Annotated in this window: 11 protein-coding genes and 1 pseudogene; 9 read left to right on the forward strand and 3 right to left on the reverse strand. The window is 63.8% G+C overall.

Annotated elements, in window-relative coordinates; translation table 11 throughout:
- The first annotated feature begins 299 nt into the window (after window positions 1–299).
- The 3 genes from VRZ77_RS20760 to VRZ77_RS20770 are packed head-to-tail and all read left to right on the forward strand — an operon-like array spanning window position 300 to window position 4,489.
- Complete coding sequence (locus VRZ77_RS20760) at window positions 300–2,039, forward strand: relaxase/mobilization nuclease domain-containing protein (RefSeq protein WP_414594475.1); 1,740 nt, start codon at window positions 300–302, stop codon at window positions 2,037–2,039.
- A 21-nt stretch (window positions 2,040–2,060) separates the two neighbouring features.
- The gene (locus VRZ77_RS20765; protein ID WP_414594476.1) at window positions 2,061–4,052 is read left to right on the forward strand and encodes a conjugal transfer protein TraG; all 1,992 of its coding nucleotides are present in this window, start codon (window positions 2,061–2,063) and stop codon (window positions 4,050–4,052) included.
- A gap of 5 nt (window positions 4,053–4,057) precedes the next feature.
- Window positions 4,058–4,489, forward strand: a complete 432-nt coding sequence (locus VRZ77_RS20770) for a CopG family transcriptional regulator (RefSeq protein WP_414594477.1) — start codon at window positions 4,058–4,060, stop codon at window positions 4,487–4,489.
- 62 nt (window positions 4,490–4,551) lie between these two features.
- Here the strand turns inward: VRZ77_RS20770 and VRZ77_RS20775 are convergent, their stop codons facing one another.
- The gene (locus VRZ77_RS20775; RefSeq protein WP_414594478.1) at window positions 4,552–4,962 is read right to left on the reverse strand and encodes a hypothetical protein; all 411 of its coding nucleotides are present in this window, start codon (window positions 4,960–4,962) and stop codon (window positions 4,552–4,554) included.
- A gap of 125 nt (window positions 4,963–5,087) precedes the next feature.
- Here VRZ77_RS20775 and VRZ77_RS20780 point away from each other — a divergent pair, with 125 nt between their 5' ends.
- The 5 genes from VRZ77_RS20780 to VRZ77_RS20800 all read left to right on the forward strand — a co-directional run bounded on the left by VRZ77_RS20780 (window position 5,088) and on the right by VRZ77_RS20800 (window position 12,959).
- Complete coding sequence (locus tag VRZ77_RS20780) at window positions 5,088–6,605, forward strand: recombinase family protein (RefSeq protein WP_414594479.1); 1,518 nt, start codon at window positions 5,088–5,090, stop codon at window positions 6,603–6,605.
- Window positions 6,602–7,495 carry a plasmid partitioning protein RepB C-terminal domain-containing protein gene (locus tag VRZ77_RS20785; protein ID WP_230360574.1) on the forward strand — a complete coding sequence of 298 codons (894 nt, stop codon included), beginning with the start codon at window positions 6,602–6,604 and terminating at the stop codon, window positions 7,493–7,495. Before VRZ77_RS20780 ends, VRZ77_RS20785 begins: the two co-directional genes overlap by 4 nt.
- Window positions 7,492–8,394, forward strand: a complete 903-nt coding sequence (locus VRZ77_RS20790; protein ID WP_414594480.1) for a plasmid partitioning protein RepB C-terminal domain-containing protein — start codon at window positions 7,492–7,494, stop codon at window positions 8,392–8,394. Before VRZ77_RS20785 ends, VRZ77_RS20790 begins: the two co-directional genes overlap by 4 nt.
- A gap of 762 nt (window positions 8,395–9,156) precedes the next feature.
- Entirely contained in the window at window positions 9,157–12,159 is a 3,003-nt protein-coding gene (locus tag VRZ77_RS20795) for an N-6 DNA methylase (RefSeq protein ID WP_414594481.1), read from the forward strand.
- Window positions 12,156–12,959, forward strand: a complete 804-nt coding sequence (locus tag VRZ77_RS20800) for a hypothetical protein (protein ID WP_414594482.1) — start codon at window positions 12,156–12,158, stop codon at window positions 12,957–12,959. The genes VRZ77_RS20795 and VRZ77_RS20800 overlap by 4 nt, the downstream gene beginning before the upstream one ends.
- Before the next feature lie 238 nt (window positions 12,960–13,197).
- Here VRZ77_RS20800 and VRZ77_RS20805 read toward each other — a convergent pair whose 3' ends face one another.
- Together VRZ77_RS20805 and tnpC are read right to left on the reverse strand one after the other, a co-directional pair.
- Complete coding sequence (locus VRZ77_RS20805) at window positions 13,198–13,431, reverse strand: hypothetical protein (protein ID WP_394096662.1); 234 nt, start codon at window positions 13,429–13,431, stop codon at window positions 13,198–13,200.
- A pseudogene (gene tnpC / locus VRZ77_RS20810) lies at window positions 13,418–14,635 on the reverse strand (IS66 family transposase); the annotation flags it as partial. The pseudogene tnpC and the gene VRZ77_RS20805, both read right to left, overlap by 14 nt.
- Window positions 14,636–14,746: 111 nt before the next feature.
- Between tnpC and istA the strand changes: the two are divergent.
- Window positions 14,747–15,338 (forward strand): IS21 family transposase (istA, locus tag VRZ77_RS20815; RefSeq protein ID WP_414594483.1); only part of this gene is annotated, 592 nt, incomplete at its 3' end.

Raw genomic sequence — 15,338 nt, forward strand, 5'->3', positions numbered from 1 at the left:
CCACCAGGACTGACGCGCCGTGTTCTCGAAATGTCTCAAATTCATCGGAGATCCTCCATGCTTCGAAGGAAGCCGACATGCCCCGATTTTGCACTCCACCAATACTGTGCAGAGACCGGACGGATACATCACGACCGCACGATGGCAGGATAAAAGAGCGCACATTGCGCGGCGGTCGTCGTGTTGTTTCACCACGTGTTTTCCGCGCCTGCGGCACCTTGTGGAGCCGAACCACAAGGTTTGCGCGTGCCGCAAATGGCGCCGCATCAACGATTTTCCGCACATTGCGAGGCTTCGCCATGAGCGATGAACGCGAGTTCCGCGTCCGTCCCGGCCGCATCCGCTCGACCCGCGCCCAGCAGGCCCGCCCCTTCATTGCCCAGGCGCTTGTCGCAGCCCGGAAGGCCGGCGGCGGGGTCTCTCGCTCCGGCAAGATCGCCCCCGGCAACCGCTCGCGTTTCGGCAGCGGGCAGGTCGCCAGCCTTCAGGCCAGCCGCCGGATCACGCCGCACTCACGCGGCGCTGTGGTGAAGGCCCGTGTCGTCCGACACACGGCCCGTGCGGGCTCTCTCAGTCAGCACCTCACCTATCTTCGCCGCGAGGGCGTGACGCGAGACGGGGAGAAGGCGCGGATGTTTGGTCCCGAGATCGAGAGCGTGGATGTCGACGCCTTCACCGAGCACTGCCGCGAGGACCGTCACCATTTCCGCTTCATCATCTCGCCTGACGACGCGTTGGAGACGGAGGATCTGCGGGCCTTCACCCGTGACCTCGCCCGGCAGATGGAGAAGGACCTCGGCACCGGTCTCGACTGGGTCGCCGTCGATCACTGGAACACCGAGCATCCCCATGTGCATCTGATCGTGCGAGGCCGCCGCGACGATGGCCAGGACCTCGTGATCTCCCGCGACTATATCAGCGAGGGCATGCGCGATCGCGCCCGTGACCTGATCACCCTGGAACTCGGCCCCCGCACAGAGCTCGATGTCCGCCGAAGTTTGGAACGCCAGATCGAGGCCGAGCGCTGGACCGAGCTCGACCGCCAGCTTGTCCGCGAGACCCGGGAGAGCGGCATCATCGACATGGCGCTGGTTCCCGGCCGACAGCCGGACGAGCACCATACGCTGAAGATTGGGCGCCTCCGCAAACTCGAGACGCTCGGCCTCGCCAGTGAGATCGGCAACGCGCAATGGGTGATGGAGCCGGAAGCGGAAGCCACCCTGCGCGGGCTGGGGGAGCGCGGCGACATCATCAAGCGCATGCACCGCGCCCTCACCGAACGCGGGATCGAGCGTGGCACGGCCAGCTATGTCCTCGCTGCCGAGAGTCTCGACGTGCCGGTCATCGGCCGGCTGGTCGCGCGCGGCCTCGATGATGAACTCCACGGCTCCGCCTTTGCCATCGTCGATGGCGTGGACGGGCGTTCCCATCACATCCGGCTGCCCGATCTCGACGCAGCCGGTGACGGCGCGGCCGGCTCCATCGTCGAACTGCGCACCTTCGATGATGCGCACGGCAAACGGCGCGTCGCGCTCGCGGTGCGCTCCGATCTGGACCTCACCCATCAGGTGACCGCCACTGGCGCCACCTGGCTCGACCGGCAGGCCATTGCGCGTGACCCCATTGCTCTGTCAGACGGCGGCTTTGGCGCCGAGGTGAGCCAGGCACTTGACCGACGCGCCGAGCATCTCATCCGCGAGGGGCTGGCCGAACAACAGGGACGGCGCGTCGTCTTCGCCCGCAATCTCATCGACACGCTGCGTCGCCGGGAACTGGAGGCCGTCGGCGACAAGCTCGCCGCCGAGACCGGCCTGCCGTTCAACAAGGCCGGCACCGGCGAGTATGTCGCCGGCACGTATCGCCAGCGACTTGTGCTCGCCTCCGGCCGCTTCGCAATGCTCGACGACGGGCTCGGGTTCCAACTCGTACCGTGGTCGCCCTCGCTGGAGCGCCAACTCGGCAAGCATGTCTCCGGCGTCGCCCGTGATGATGGTGGCGTCGACTGGAGTTTCGGTCGCCAGCGCGGCCTTGGCCTCTGACCGCAGAGAAGGATCATCACCATGTCGGCGACGAAAATCCTCTGGGGGCAGATCCTCACCGTGCTGCTGATCGTGCTGGCGGCGATCTGGGGCGCAACACAATATGTGGCCTGGAGCCTCGGCTTCCAGGCGCAGCTGGGCGCCCCGTGGTTCGCGTGGCTCGGGGTTCCGATCTACTACCCGCCGGCCTTCTTCTGGTGGTGGTATTTTTTCGATGCCTATGCGCCGGAGGTGTTTTTCCGGGGCGCGCTGATCGCCGCCTCCGGAGGCTTCCTCTCCATCGCCGTCGCCATCGCCCTGTCGGTCTGGCGGGCCCGCGAGGCCTCAAAGGTCGAGACCTATGGTTCGGCGCGCTGGGCCGAGAAGGAGGAGGTCCGCATCGCCGGGCTGCTCGGCACCGATGGCGTCGTCCTCGGTCGGTATGAACGCGACTATCTGCGTCACGACGGGCCCGAGCATGTGCTGTGCTTCGCGCCGACCCGGTCCGGCAAGGGCGTCGGCCTGGTCGTGCCCTCGCTGCTGACCTGGCCGGGATCGGCCATCGTCCATGACATCAAGGGCGAGAACTGGCAGCTCACCGCCGGCTTCCGCGCCCGGCATGGCCGCGTGCTGCTGTTCGACCCGACCAACGCCAAGTCCGCCGCCTACAACCCTCTGCTCGAGGTGCGCCGCGGCGAATGGGAAGTGCGTGACGTCCAGAATATCGCCGACATCCTCGTCGACCCCGAGGGCTCGCTGGAAAAGCGAAACCACTGGGAGAAGACCAGCCACGCGCTGCTGGTCGGCGCCATCCTCCATGTGCTCTATGCCGAGACGGACAAGACGCTGGCCGGCGTCGCCGCCTTCCTCTCCGATCCGAAGCGGCCGATCGAGACGACGCTCGACGCCATGATGAAGACCGGGCATCTCGGCGAGGCTGGCCCGCATCCCGTCATCGCCAGCGCCGCCCGTGAATTGCTGAACAAATCCGACAATGAGCGCTCGGGCGTGCTCTCCACCGCCATGTCCTTCCTCGGCCTGTACCGCGATCCGGTGATTGCCGAGGTGACGCGGCGCTGCGACTGGCGCATCGCCGATATCGTCGGCGGCAAGGCTCCATCGACCCTATATCTCGTGGTGCCGCCTTCCGACATCAACCGCACCAAGCCGTTGATCCGCCTGCTCCTCAACCAGATAGGTCGGCGCCTCACCGAAGACCTGCAGGCGAAGGGTGGGCGCCATCGTCTGCTGCTCATGCTCGACGAGTTTCCGGCGCTGGGGCGGCTCGACTTCTTCGAGAGCGCGCTCGCCTTCATGGCCGGCTATGGCCTGAAAGCCTTCCTCATCGCCCAGTCGCTGAACCAGATCGAGAAAGCCTATGGGCCTAATAACTCCATCCTCGACAACTGCCATGTCCGCGTGAGCTTCGCCACGAACGACGAGCGCACCGCGAAGCGCGTGTCGGATGCGCTCGGCACCGCCACTGAGATGAAGGCGATGAAAAACTATGCCGGGCATCGGCTCTCACCCTGGCTGGGTCATCTCATGGTGTCGCGCTCGGAGACCGCCCGCCCGTTGCTCACCCCCGGCGAGGTCATGCAGTTGCCGCCCACGGACGAGATCGTCATGGTCGCCGGCACCCCGCCGATCCGGGCAAAGAAGGCCCGCTACTATGAGGACGTGCGCTTCCGGGACCGAGTACTGCCGCCGCCAACGACCCCTCGTGGTTCGGCCTTGCAGTACGATGACTGGACCGCCCTGCCGGTGCCCGCAACACAGGAGAGCACGGGCGGGAGCGCCGCCATCGAAGGTCAAGACGATGACCCGACCGGGTCGGAGCACCGGCATCAGCCCGAGCTCAGCCGCGTGAAGGCAGTCGAGAAAATGCAGCCTATCGAGAACGAGTTCGCGTTGGACCTGGACCGCGACGATGAGATGGACGACGTCGCCACCCGGAACCGGCGCATGACCGGCCTGATGCAAGGCGTGGCCCGACAGGTCAGCCTCAATCCCAATGACGGCATGGAGTTGTGATCGCCATGGCAGGCCGCACGAAGAAAGCGCAGATCTCGGTCTACCTCGAGCCCGACCTCATGGACATGCTGGCCCACTACGCCGCCCAGCGCGACCAATCCATGTCCCTGATCGCTCAGGCCGCGATCGCCTCCTTCCTGTCGCCCGACAGCTCCGAGCGCCAGGAGGCCGCTCTTGCCCGGCGCCTCGGCCAGATCGATCGCCGCCTCGCCCGGCTGGAGCGCGACCTCGGCATCTCGACCGAGGCTTTCGCCACCTTCATCCGCTTCTGGCTCGCCACCACCCCCGCGCTGCCCGAACCCGCCGCACAGGCCACGCGGGCCAAGCTCTCCGAGCGCTACGCAGCCTACACCCGCGCACTCGGCCGGCGCCTCGCCAAGGGGCCACAGCTGCGGCAGGAGATCGTGGAGGATGTTGAAAGACCAGAGAAAGACTAGGGGGGCCGGAGTTGAGGCATCGCTCCGGACTCACCCAAAACAAAGCCATCTCCTGAGGTTCGTCAGCCGCTCCGTGGGTCAGAGTTCCCCGTCCTTCCAATAGCTTCCATTTGCACGGCGCGCACGGCATCCAAGGTTACAAGCGCCGCAGCGACCTTGGCGCGCGCCTCCTCGATATCGGCCATGACGAGGCAGTCATTCCGGTGGATGGCCGCCAGAAAGGCCGCGAGCACCGCGGGCGAGTTTGCTGCCAACCCTAGAAAATGATCTCCGGACGGGGCCCGATCACCGGCGAACCAGTTCTTTACGGTCCGCTCATTCGCGCCGGTCCAGAGCGCCACCGTCTTGATAGAGGAGGACTGGCCACGCAGCGAAGCTCGCAATGCCGTTGAAACCAGCTTGGCAAATGACGGTCTTGCAGGCTCACGGCTGCGCCGTTTGGGAAAGATAGTGCCCGAATCCGGAAAGGACATTCCATCAGCTCCGCGCTCTAGTGCCGAGGGAGTGCGCCGGCAGTCGACGCCAGAAATTGGAGCGTCAGCGTGTGAGCAGGGTGGAGGGACTCTCGCGAACAGCGAGGGCCGGCGAGGACCGGTCGATGCGGGCAGCCGCCTATGTGCGGATGTCGACCGACCACCAGCGCTATTCAACCGAGAACCAGCTCGACACCATCCGGAGGTTCGCCGCAGCAAGGGACATCGAAATCGTCCGCGTTTATGAGGATGCCGGCAAGAGTGGACTGAACCTGGAGGGACGCGACGCCTTCCAAAAGCTTCTTTCCGACGTCGAACGGAACGTAGCGGATTTCGGCACAATCCTTGTCTATGACGTGAGCCGCTGGGGGCGCTTCCAGAACGCCGACCACGGCGCCCACCTCGAATTCCTGTGTTATCGCGCGGACATCGTTGTCCACTATTGCGCTGAACAGTTCGAAAACGACGGCAGCATTGGCTCCAACCTGCTGAAGACCGTCAAGCGGGTCATGGCCGGCGAATACAGCCGCGAGCTTTCGGTCAAAGTCTTCGCCGGCCAGTGCCGCCTCGTCGAGAAGGGGTTTCGGCAAGGGGGAATGGCCGGCTATGGACTTCGGCGGCTCCTCATCGACGAGCATGGTGAGCCGAAGGCCGAACTCGCGATCGGCGAGCGCAAGAGCCTTCAGACCGAACGGGTGATCCTGGTCCCCGGACCACTCGACGAGGTCGAGACAGTCCGGCGCATCTACCGACTCTTCGTCGAGAAGGGTATCCAGGAATCCGAGATCGCAACCAGCCTGAATCGCGATGGCATCGTCACCAACCTCGGGCGTCCATGGACGCGCGGGACCGTCCATCAGGTCCTGACGAACCCCAAATACATCGGTGACAACGTTTTCAATCGCGTTTCCTTCAAGCTGAAGATGCGCCGCGTCGTGAACGCCCCGGAGCATTGGGTTCGTGCGCGCGCCGTTTTCACACCTATCGTCGATGCCGCCACTTTCGAGCGCGCCGCCAGGATCGTGGAGGATCGCAGCCGGAGGCTGACTGACGCTGATCTCCTCGACCTGCTCCGGTCGCTCCTCCTTGAGCAGGGCGCCCTCTCCTGCCTAGTCATCGACGAGCATGAGGATATGCCGTCAAGCAGCGTCTACCGAAGCCGCTTTGGCAGCCTGCTGCGTGCTTACCATCTCGTCGGGTACAACCCGCAGCGTGACTATCGCTATGTCGAGATCAACCGGCGCCTACGGGCGATGCATCCCGACGTAGTCGCATTGGTGGTGGACGGTTTGAGGAACGCAGGCGGCGAGGTTCGAGTCGATCCCCACACCGGCTTGCTCGACGTCAACGGCGAGTTCACCGCCTCCGTGGTCGTTGCGCGCTGCGGCGAAACGCAGGGGGGCTCGCCGCGCTGGCGCATTCGGCTCGACACCGGACTGGTGCCCGACATCACAGTCGCGGTGCGCATGGATCGCATCAACGTCTCCCCGCTCGACTACTATCTGCTCCCGCGTCTCGACATGGCCGAACACAGGCTTCGGCTCGGGGAGAGCAACGGCCTATCCCTGGATGGCTATCGCTTCGAGACCCTCGACTTCTTTTTCTCCCTGGCGGCCCGAGCACTGTTTGAGGAGGCGGCATGACCCAAGCTACGAATACCTGCGTGCAGATGATCCCGATCGACCGGATCGTCGTGCTGAACCCGCGCGTCCGCAACCGGCGCAAGTTCATGGACGTGGTCGAGAGCATCCGGACGGTTGGCCTGAAGCGTCCGATTCGGGTGAACACGATGATGGGAGCGGACGGCCAGCGATCCTACGGGCTCGCCTGCGGCCAAGGACGCATTGAGGCGTTCCGAGAGCTCGGGCGAACCGAGATCCCCGCAATCGTGACGGCAGCGTCCGACGAAGAGTGCCTGATCATGAGCCTCGTGGAGAATTGCGCCCGGCGGCAGCACCGATCCATTGATTTGCTCCAGGATGTGGCCACGCTGCGGAAGCGCGGCTACACGGACCGGCAGATCGCTGACAAGATCGGCACCACGCCCGAATGGGTAAGCATGATGGCATTGCTGATCGAGAAGGGCGAACAACGCCTCATCGAGGCCGTCGACGCCGGGACGATCCCAATCTCGGTGGCGATCGAGATCGTCCGTGCCGACGACGAGGTGATCCAACACATGCTCGCGGAGGCCTATACAGAGGGGAAAATTACGGGACCGCGGCTCATCAAGATGCGGCGCCTGATCGAACAGCGGACCCGGCGAGGCAAACACATCTCCATGAACGCATTCGGCAAAAAGCTGACGCGGGCAAGGACCTCCGAGGCCTTTGTCCGGATTTTCCAGCAGGAGGCCGACAAACAGCGTCTGCTCGTCAAGAAGGCCGAGGTCACGCAGACGCGTCTCCTTTTCATCGTCGAGGCGCTCAAGAATCTGCGGGTCGACGAAAACTTTGTCACCCTGCTCCGGGCTGAGAAGCTTGACACCATGCCGAAGGACCTGGAGATGCGCATCTTGGGAGAAGCGGCATGAGCGAGATCGAGACCTTCGCGCGGATCGCTTTCGAGCCCGAATGCATCACCGTGCCGATCGCTGCCCTCCTACCTGTCCGTCCCCCAAGGCCCTCGGTCAAAGCGAGCCACAAGTACCAGCAGATCCGCACCTCGGTGATCGAGGTCGGGCTGGTCGAGCCGCCTGTCGTTGCCAGGATAGAAGGCAATCCAAAGAACTTCCTCCTACTCGACGGACATGTCCGCGTGGAGATCCTGAAGGACCTCGATAGGACCGAGGTCGAGTGTTTGGTCTCGACCGACGACGAGGCCTTCACCTTCAACAAGCGGATCAGCCGCCTGTCTGCCGTCCAGGAACACGCCATGATCCGGAAGGCCATCGCCCGCGGCGTCTCCAGCGAAAAGATCGCCCGCGCGCTCAGCCTCCATGTCAACAGTGTGAGGCGGAAGGCGAACCTCCTCGACGGTATCAGTCACGAGGTCGTCTCAATGCTAAAGGACACGATGTGTCCGATGGCCGTGTTCGAGATCCTCAAGCGGATGAAGCCACTGCGGCAGATCGAGGCCACCGAACTGATGATCGCTGCGAACAACTACACGGCGGCCTACGCGACGGCACTGCTCGCCGGTACCCCGTCCAACGAACTCGCCGGGGAGAAGAAATCGAAGAAAGTGCGCGGCGTCACGCCGGAGGCAATGGCAAAGATGGAGAAGGAACTCGCCCGGCTTCAGGAGTCGATGGCCGAGATCCACGAGACATATGGCAAGGATCACCTCCAACTCACGGTCGTGAGGGGGTATCTCGCGAAGCTGCTCGGCAATCCGCGCATCGTGCGCTATCTCCTCCAGCATCGCCCCGAATACCTTGAGCAGTTTCAGGCCATTGCAGACGCCGCCTCCTTTGCCGACCAGGCAGCGTAGTTTAGCTGCCCTGCAGCTCGTTTACGTCTCGGCGAACAATGGGAGCAGATGCGCACAGTTTGTCGCAGTGGTTTATTTGGGAACCTATGACTTCCTTCAGTACGTAGAAACCGACGCCAAAACTGATGCTTCCGCTCGCACCCGACTGGAACGTCGGAGTGGTATCCGTGACCCATACCAGCCCTCGACTGCCCTTTCAGCAACGTCAGCTTTGCGCCCCAATCTCAGTCATTGATCTGGCAACCGCCGTTTCCCAAAAGCGGGCATTAGCGAGTTGGGGCACGTCGGCACCTTTGCGACATTTGCCGACTGGCATTCCACCGAGGAGCAGACATTCCCGCCTTCACCAGCGACACCAAGCTTGCGTCACGATAAGACGCGCTCACCTCGAACGTTGAAGCGCGCGGATCCGCCATCGCATCGTGCTCAACGGTAGCGGGGCCGCATTCTTTTCCGCCGGCCACGCCAGCCATGCATCGTAGAGGAGGCGCTGCCTCCCGCGACAAATGCCGTCGATCTGCCCAGCTGCGACGCATGAGACGATACGGTGCCGCATCCGGTCTAGCACGTTTCGTTCGGCCACGAATTCGATCGCGTTCGCGCATTTCTCTCGAATAGCGAAAGTGAACCGCCGCGGCTAAGTGCCAGCACCGCCTGCACAATCTCGCCTGAGTAATCGGTTTGTTTTCAGTGGCTTAATGCCTTTTGATGGTTTAGGGTGTCGTGTCACCCATGGACGTGGCGGATAGGGGGAGGCGAGCGATGGACGACGCGTCCCTCACGCGCAAGGTCGAGTCGCTGTGCCGCGCGCTAGGCTACGTTGGCAGCGCGACGTATTTCGCCAACGCCGAGTCCTTCGATCGGCTCGAGAATGTACACGTCGTCATGACGGCGTTTGGGGCGATCGGCGTCCATTCCGTGTTCGGCATCTCTGATGGCGCGATTCCAGGATCTTTCAAGCCGGTTGTATATGTGGGCCAGGCGCGCGACGACATGGCCGCGGACGAACTACACCGTCGCGTCTGGACCCAGGGCGTCGTGCCGCTGCTCGTCGTCGTAACCCCTGGTGGGGTGGAAGTGAGGAACGGGTTCGGCCCACCATCCGACGGGTCTGTCCTGACGCGCCACGAGGACGTCGACGACATTTTACCCGCATCGTTGGAGGACGTTTCGGCGCGTTCCCTGACAACTTCCATTTTTTGGAAGGACCGCAAGGTCTCGCGCGCGGACACAATCGACAGCCGGCTCGTAGCCGCGATCGAGCAACTCAACCGATACGCGTGCACCACTTTTCCCCAGCTCGATACTCGCCAAGGCCGCGCGCTCGTGAACGCATTGGTTGGCAAGCTGATCTACCTGTTCGTGCTGATTGATAGGGGATTGATCGACGAGCAGTGGCTGCGCGATGTCATCCGGGCCTCTGGATGCAAGGGTGTGGGATTCGCCGACGCGGCTTCCCATCGTGGTGTGCGGTCCAATTATCCGGAGTTCTCGCCCGACGAGGTCTGGGCAGTGCTGGACGGCATCGACGGGGCGATCAATGGCTGTGTGTTCCCGATCGCGGAGACCGAGCGTCCCCAAATTCCGTCTGAGCTGATCCAGTTCATCCATCGGGTCGTGCGGTGGGACGAGAAGGTAGAGGGAAGGCAGCTAAGCTTCCTCGACGTCTCGTTCCAGGTGCTTCGCACCGAAACGATATCGGCAATCTACGAGCGGTTCCTTCGCTTAGAGGACGGCGATGCGCAGCGCGCCGAAGGCGCCTTCTACACGCCGCCCTACTTGGCCGATTTCGTCGTCGCGCGCGCCGATGCCCAACGCCCGATGGAGGCGACCTCGCGGGTGGTCGACGCCGCGGCCGGCTCCGGCGTGTTCCTAGTATCCGCCTACCGCCGTATCATGGAGCGATGTGCTCCGCCCGGCGGCTGGGGGCCCGCCCACGCGAACTCCGCTCGCCACCTGTTAAGGGATTGCATTTTCGGCATCGAGAAGAACGCCCAGGCCGCCAATGTCTGCCGCTTCAGCCTCTATATGACGATGCTGGACTATATTGCCGGAGTGGCGATCAAGGATCTTGCCGAAATTGATGAGGGTGAGAAGCTCTTGCCTCCCCTCACCGACAACATCGTCGTCGCCAGTGCCTTCTCGCATCCCTTCGAGGGGACAACGTTCACCCATGTCCTCGGCAATCCCCCTTGGCTTCGGCTGAAGCGTCAGGGGGCAAGACGCAACACCCAGACTCCGAATCAGAACGTTCCGGTTAACGATGACGCGTTGACCGCATTTCTCGCCGAGCTGCCGGTTGAGACGCCCGTTATGCACGGGCGCCTCTCGGACGCGTTCGTCTGGTTCGCCGTGGAGCGCCTGTGCGAGGAAGGCGCCGTCATCGGGCTTATCCTGCCGACAACCTCCTTAGTAGGTCGCCAATCGGAACGCTTCGCTACGGCACTAGCCTCCAAAGTCTCCGTCCGTTCCGTGGCCAATCTCTCCTATCTGCGATACCGGCTCTTCACCGGCGCCCGTGCGGCGGCGACGGTCGTGGTGGCGCGCCATCAAGCGCCCCAACCGTCCGACCTAGTATCCGTATACAGACCTCGGCTGTCCTCGTTACCGCTAGGCGAGGTCGGAGACGTCTGGGCGCTTTTTGTGTCGCAGACCGACTTGCAGACCGTCCAGGTTAGGGACCTACAGGGCGACTCCAATGGCTGGTTCGGCCCGCTCATTCTCGGAACGGTGGACCGGCGGACCCGCGACGCACTTCGGAACTTCACGAGGCGGCGCAAATCGACGGTCGCGGAATTCCTGATGCGCTCGGGCTTGCACATCCAGCGCGGCGGCAACGAGGAGGATACGGGTTTCCGCTTCCCGATGCGGATCGACAGGCAGGGGCGCGAGTTACCCGTCAATCTCGTCGCCCTGCCTAAGGTTCTCGAACAGGAGATCGCTGTCGGCTATCGGGCGCTTTTCTCCGGCAACATCCTTTTGGTGCCGCGCGCCTTCAAGGGGCTACGCGTGCTCGAAGAGCCGCATGCTTTCAATTCCACTTTCTACGGGATATTTTTCGCGGATAATGGGTGCGCTGCATCGGCGACGAAGCTCTCCGAGTATACGCGGGGCTCTCGGCAGATCGACGCGCTTTGGTCCCTCAAGGCGTTCCTCGAATCGGGCGTCGTGCGATATTTTGCGGCGCTCTACGGCGCAACGGTATTGCTCGACGGCGCACGTTTCGAGAAGGGTGATCTGCTCTCGCTTCCTTGCCCATTCGAAGACGCTTCCGAGCCCGCCTTCCTGGACCTGCATGGTTCCTCAGACAAGGATGGCTCGATTCTGGATGCGCTAGGTGCGGGCTTGGATCTGCGACGCGCCGTAAAAGAGTTCCTCTCTTTCTCGGAAGGGTATGCCGACGCGCAACTTCCTTCCGACGCATTCGTGGAAGCAGGCAAAGATCAAATCCGCGTGTATCTGGATCGCTTTAGCCGCGACCTCGCAGCCGCGTTCACGGAGCGGTTCGCGCCATCGGTGACGATCGAAGGGCGCGGGGACGGCGTCGTCAGGCTCCGCGTCGCGTTCGGGCAGGACGCGGAGAAGGAGGGAGCCGCCCCGCCGAACCGTGATGGCAAGTTCGTGGCTTCGAGCGTCGTCTCGTTCGACGCAAAGAGCCGGGTGGCGCGCCTGAGTAAATCTTCGGCGTTGTTCGCCTGGATGGCCGATCAGGCCGTAGACGACGCTGGCGAAGTCATCAGGCAGGTCGTTTCGGGATGTCCATGAGAAGATGGCCAGCGGATGACCTAGCGGACGACGCCTGGCATCGATTCCTCGGCGAGGCGATCGGCGGCCTGCGCGAAGCGGCGCGCCGGGTTCGCGAGCCGGCGTCGACGGAGCGACGGCCCGGGTGGTTCGGCAAGAGCAACAAGGCCCTCAAGGGAGCCAAGCTTCCGGACGAGACGTCGATAAGCCAGGCGCTTATCGAGGCTATGGAGGAGATCCGCGACGAGCAGTTCATCGTTGCGCCGAGCCCAGGATCGTCGATCCCCAGTCTGACGGGCATGGACTTCCATGTCGAGGTCGCTCGGCGATACGATCCGGCGATCGGACCGCGCGCCCAGCCCACCGACATACAGCTGGCGATCCATCGCGACCGTCTCGACCTGCGCCTTGAGGCGAAGAAGCTCACGAGACCGGGTGACATCGCCGCCGACTATCTCGGCGCGGACGGCTTGGGACGCTTCGATGATGCCAGCGCTCCTTATACCCTGGAGCGATTTGGAGGTATGCTCGCATACGTGACAGACCGCGACGCGGCCGAGTGGACGCTGTTGATCTCGGAAGGGATCCGCGCTGCATTGCCTTCCGATCGCGTGAAAACGACGCTTTTGCTGGGGGAGGAGATCATTACTACCAAGCACTTGCGCGACGTCGATATCGTGGTCCATGGGATCCAAGGTCGCTTCTCGACTGATGTCGTGCATCTCGTGTTCGAGTTCGACACCTACCCAAACCGAAGGATCGCGAGTTCGCACGACCGCATTGACGATCGGCGTGCTAAAGAAGCCCAGCAGGAGGGGTAATGGGCAGGCTTGCTCATATCACACCTGCCGTTCCGCCGTCCGCTCCATGATTTCACCTTCCCCACGACTTTCTGCGGCAACGCGCCCGCACTGTGGACGCTTTCCCGCGCCGTGGCAGCTTCAGGAGCGGCATCCCTCCGCTACCGTTAAAATCAGTGCTAGGTCGATGCTGTCATTTGGACTTGGGTCCTCAGTATCCAAGTTATCAATGTAAGCATCCGGCGACGGCCGCGGGACCTCAGCTTTCGGTCGTGTGTTGATCTGCGACAAGATTCTTGAGGGTTTCGATGCCGAAGGACGTAAAGGCCATTGTCTGGCGTTCATCCGTGTCGTGGATCCAGACGAGGCCGTCCTCCGGATCCATCTGGTCGGCGAGCGCCCAGAGCCGATCTTCGGTTTCGCCCAGCATTTGGGCTGCGAGCGCGATGGTGAAGACGTTGGCGTCGGCGGCCCTGCGGTCAGGCGGCTTCACACTGTCCGGAGCTGCCGGCTTGCCAGTTCCATGGCAGCAGTTCGGCGAGCCGGCTCTGCGGCGTGCCGGCGATGCGGGCGAGCACATCGGCAAGCCAGGCCTGCGGATCGACGGCGTTGAGCTTCGCCGTGGTGATCAGCGTCGCCATGGCGGCGGCGCGCTCAGCGCCGCGGTCGGAGCCGGCGAAGAGCCATGCCTTCCGTCCCAGGGCGAAGCCGCGCAAAGCCCGCTCCGCCGCATTGTTCGACAGGCAGGCACGGCCGTCATCAAGGACGGTTGCAAAGCCGTTCCAGCGCCTGAGCATATAGTCGATCGGCTTGGCAACTGACGCCGATCGGGACAACTTGAGGCGCTGCGCGCCGAGCCAGGCGTGCAGGTCATCGACGAGAGGCCGGCTCTGCGCCTGCCGGGCGTCGCGACGCGCCTTGGCACTCAAGCCGCTGATCCCGCGTTCGATGTCGAAGAGAGCGTCGATGCGCTTCACCGCCTCCAGGGCGATGGGCGACACCGGCGCGGCCCCGGGCCCGCGCCGCGCGCTTGCGGCGATGTCTGCGAGTTCGAAGAAGCCTCTCCTGGCATGGGACCAGCAAAGCGCCGACGTGACCGGTCCGCCCGGACGTGCGGGATCATACAGTCCGTTGTAGCCGCCGTAGGCGTCGGCCTGGAGGATGCCCCGCCAGCCCGCGAGGTGTGCGTCCGGATGCTCCTGCCGCCTGTCGCGCGAGGCGAAGGTGAGGGCCGCCGGCGGGTCGGCGCCGCCGAAGGGACGATCGTCGCGCACATAGGTCCAGATCCGGCCCGTATCGGTCTTGCCCTTGGCCAGGATCGGCACGGTGGTGTCGTCGGCGTGCAGGCGCTCCGCCGCCATGACGTGCCGGGCGATCAGATCATGCAGAGGCCTCAGCGCCGCAGTCGCCGCACCGACCTGATCGGCCAGCGTCGAGACGGAGAGGTCGATACCCTCGCGCGCATACCTTTCGCTCTGGCGGTTCAACGGCTGGTGCTGGCCGAACTTCTCGAAGAGGATTGTCGCCAGCAGGTTCGGCCCGATGAAGCCGCGTGGCGTCACATGGAAGGGCGCCGGCGGCTGGGTGATCGCCTCGCACTGGCGGCAGGTGAACTTCTCGCGGACCGTCTGGATCACCTTCCAGGATCGCGGCACGATCTCCAGGGTCTCGGTGACGTCCTCTGAGAGCTTCGACTGTTGATTTCCATTGAGAGTTGACCCGTCAGGGACGGATTTTTCCATCGAGAAGTGACCCATGTTTTCACCACGTCTCACGCGGCACACGCGGGGGACAGCGGAGTGATCGACATGGAGTTATTGAGCGTCATCCGACGCTGGCATCATCGGGATCGTTGCTCGATCCGGGAGATATCCCGCCGCAGCGGCCTCTCACGGAACACCGTGCGCAAGTACCTGCGGGCGGACAGCGTCGAGCCGCGGTTTCGCGTCCCCGATCGGCCGAGCAAGCTCGATCCCTATGCCGACAAGCTCGCGGCGATGCTGCGGGTCGAGGGCGGCAAGTCGCGCAAGCACAAGCGCACGGTCAAGCAGCTGCACGCCGATCTGGTGAGCCTCGGCTATGAGGGGTCGTACAATCGGGTGGCGGCCTTTGCCCGGGACTGGAAGGCGGCCCGGTTGCGCGAACAACAGACCAGCGGCCGCGGCACCTTCGTGCCGCTGGCCTTTGTGCCGGGCGAAGCGTTCCAGTTCGATTGGTCGGAGGACTGGGCGATCATCGCCGGCGAGCGCACCAAGCTCCAGGTCGCCCACGTCAAGCTGTCCTGCAGCCGCGCCTTCACGCTTCGAGCCTACCTGCTCCAGACTCACGAGATGCTGTTCGACGCCCATAACCACGCCTTCCGGGTGCTGGGCGGCGTGCCGCGGCGGGGCATCTACGACA

It is taken from the genome of Ancylobacter sp. G4_0304 (genome assembly GCF_047501495.1).
In the GTDB taxonomy this organism is placed as follows: domain Bacteria; phylum Pseudomonadota; class Alphaproteobacteria; order Rhizobiales; family Xanthobacteraceae; genus Ancylobacter.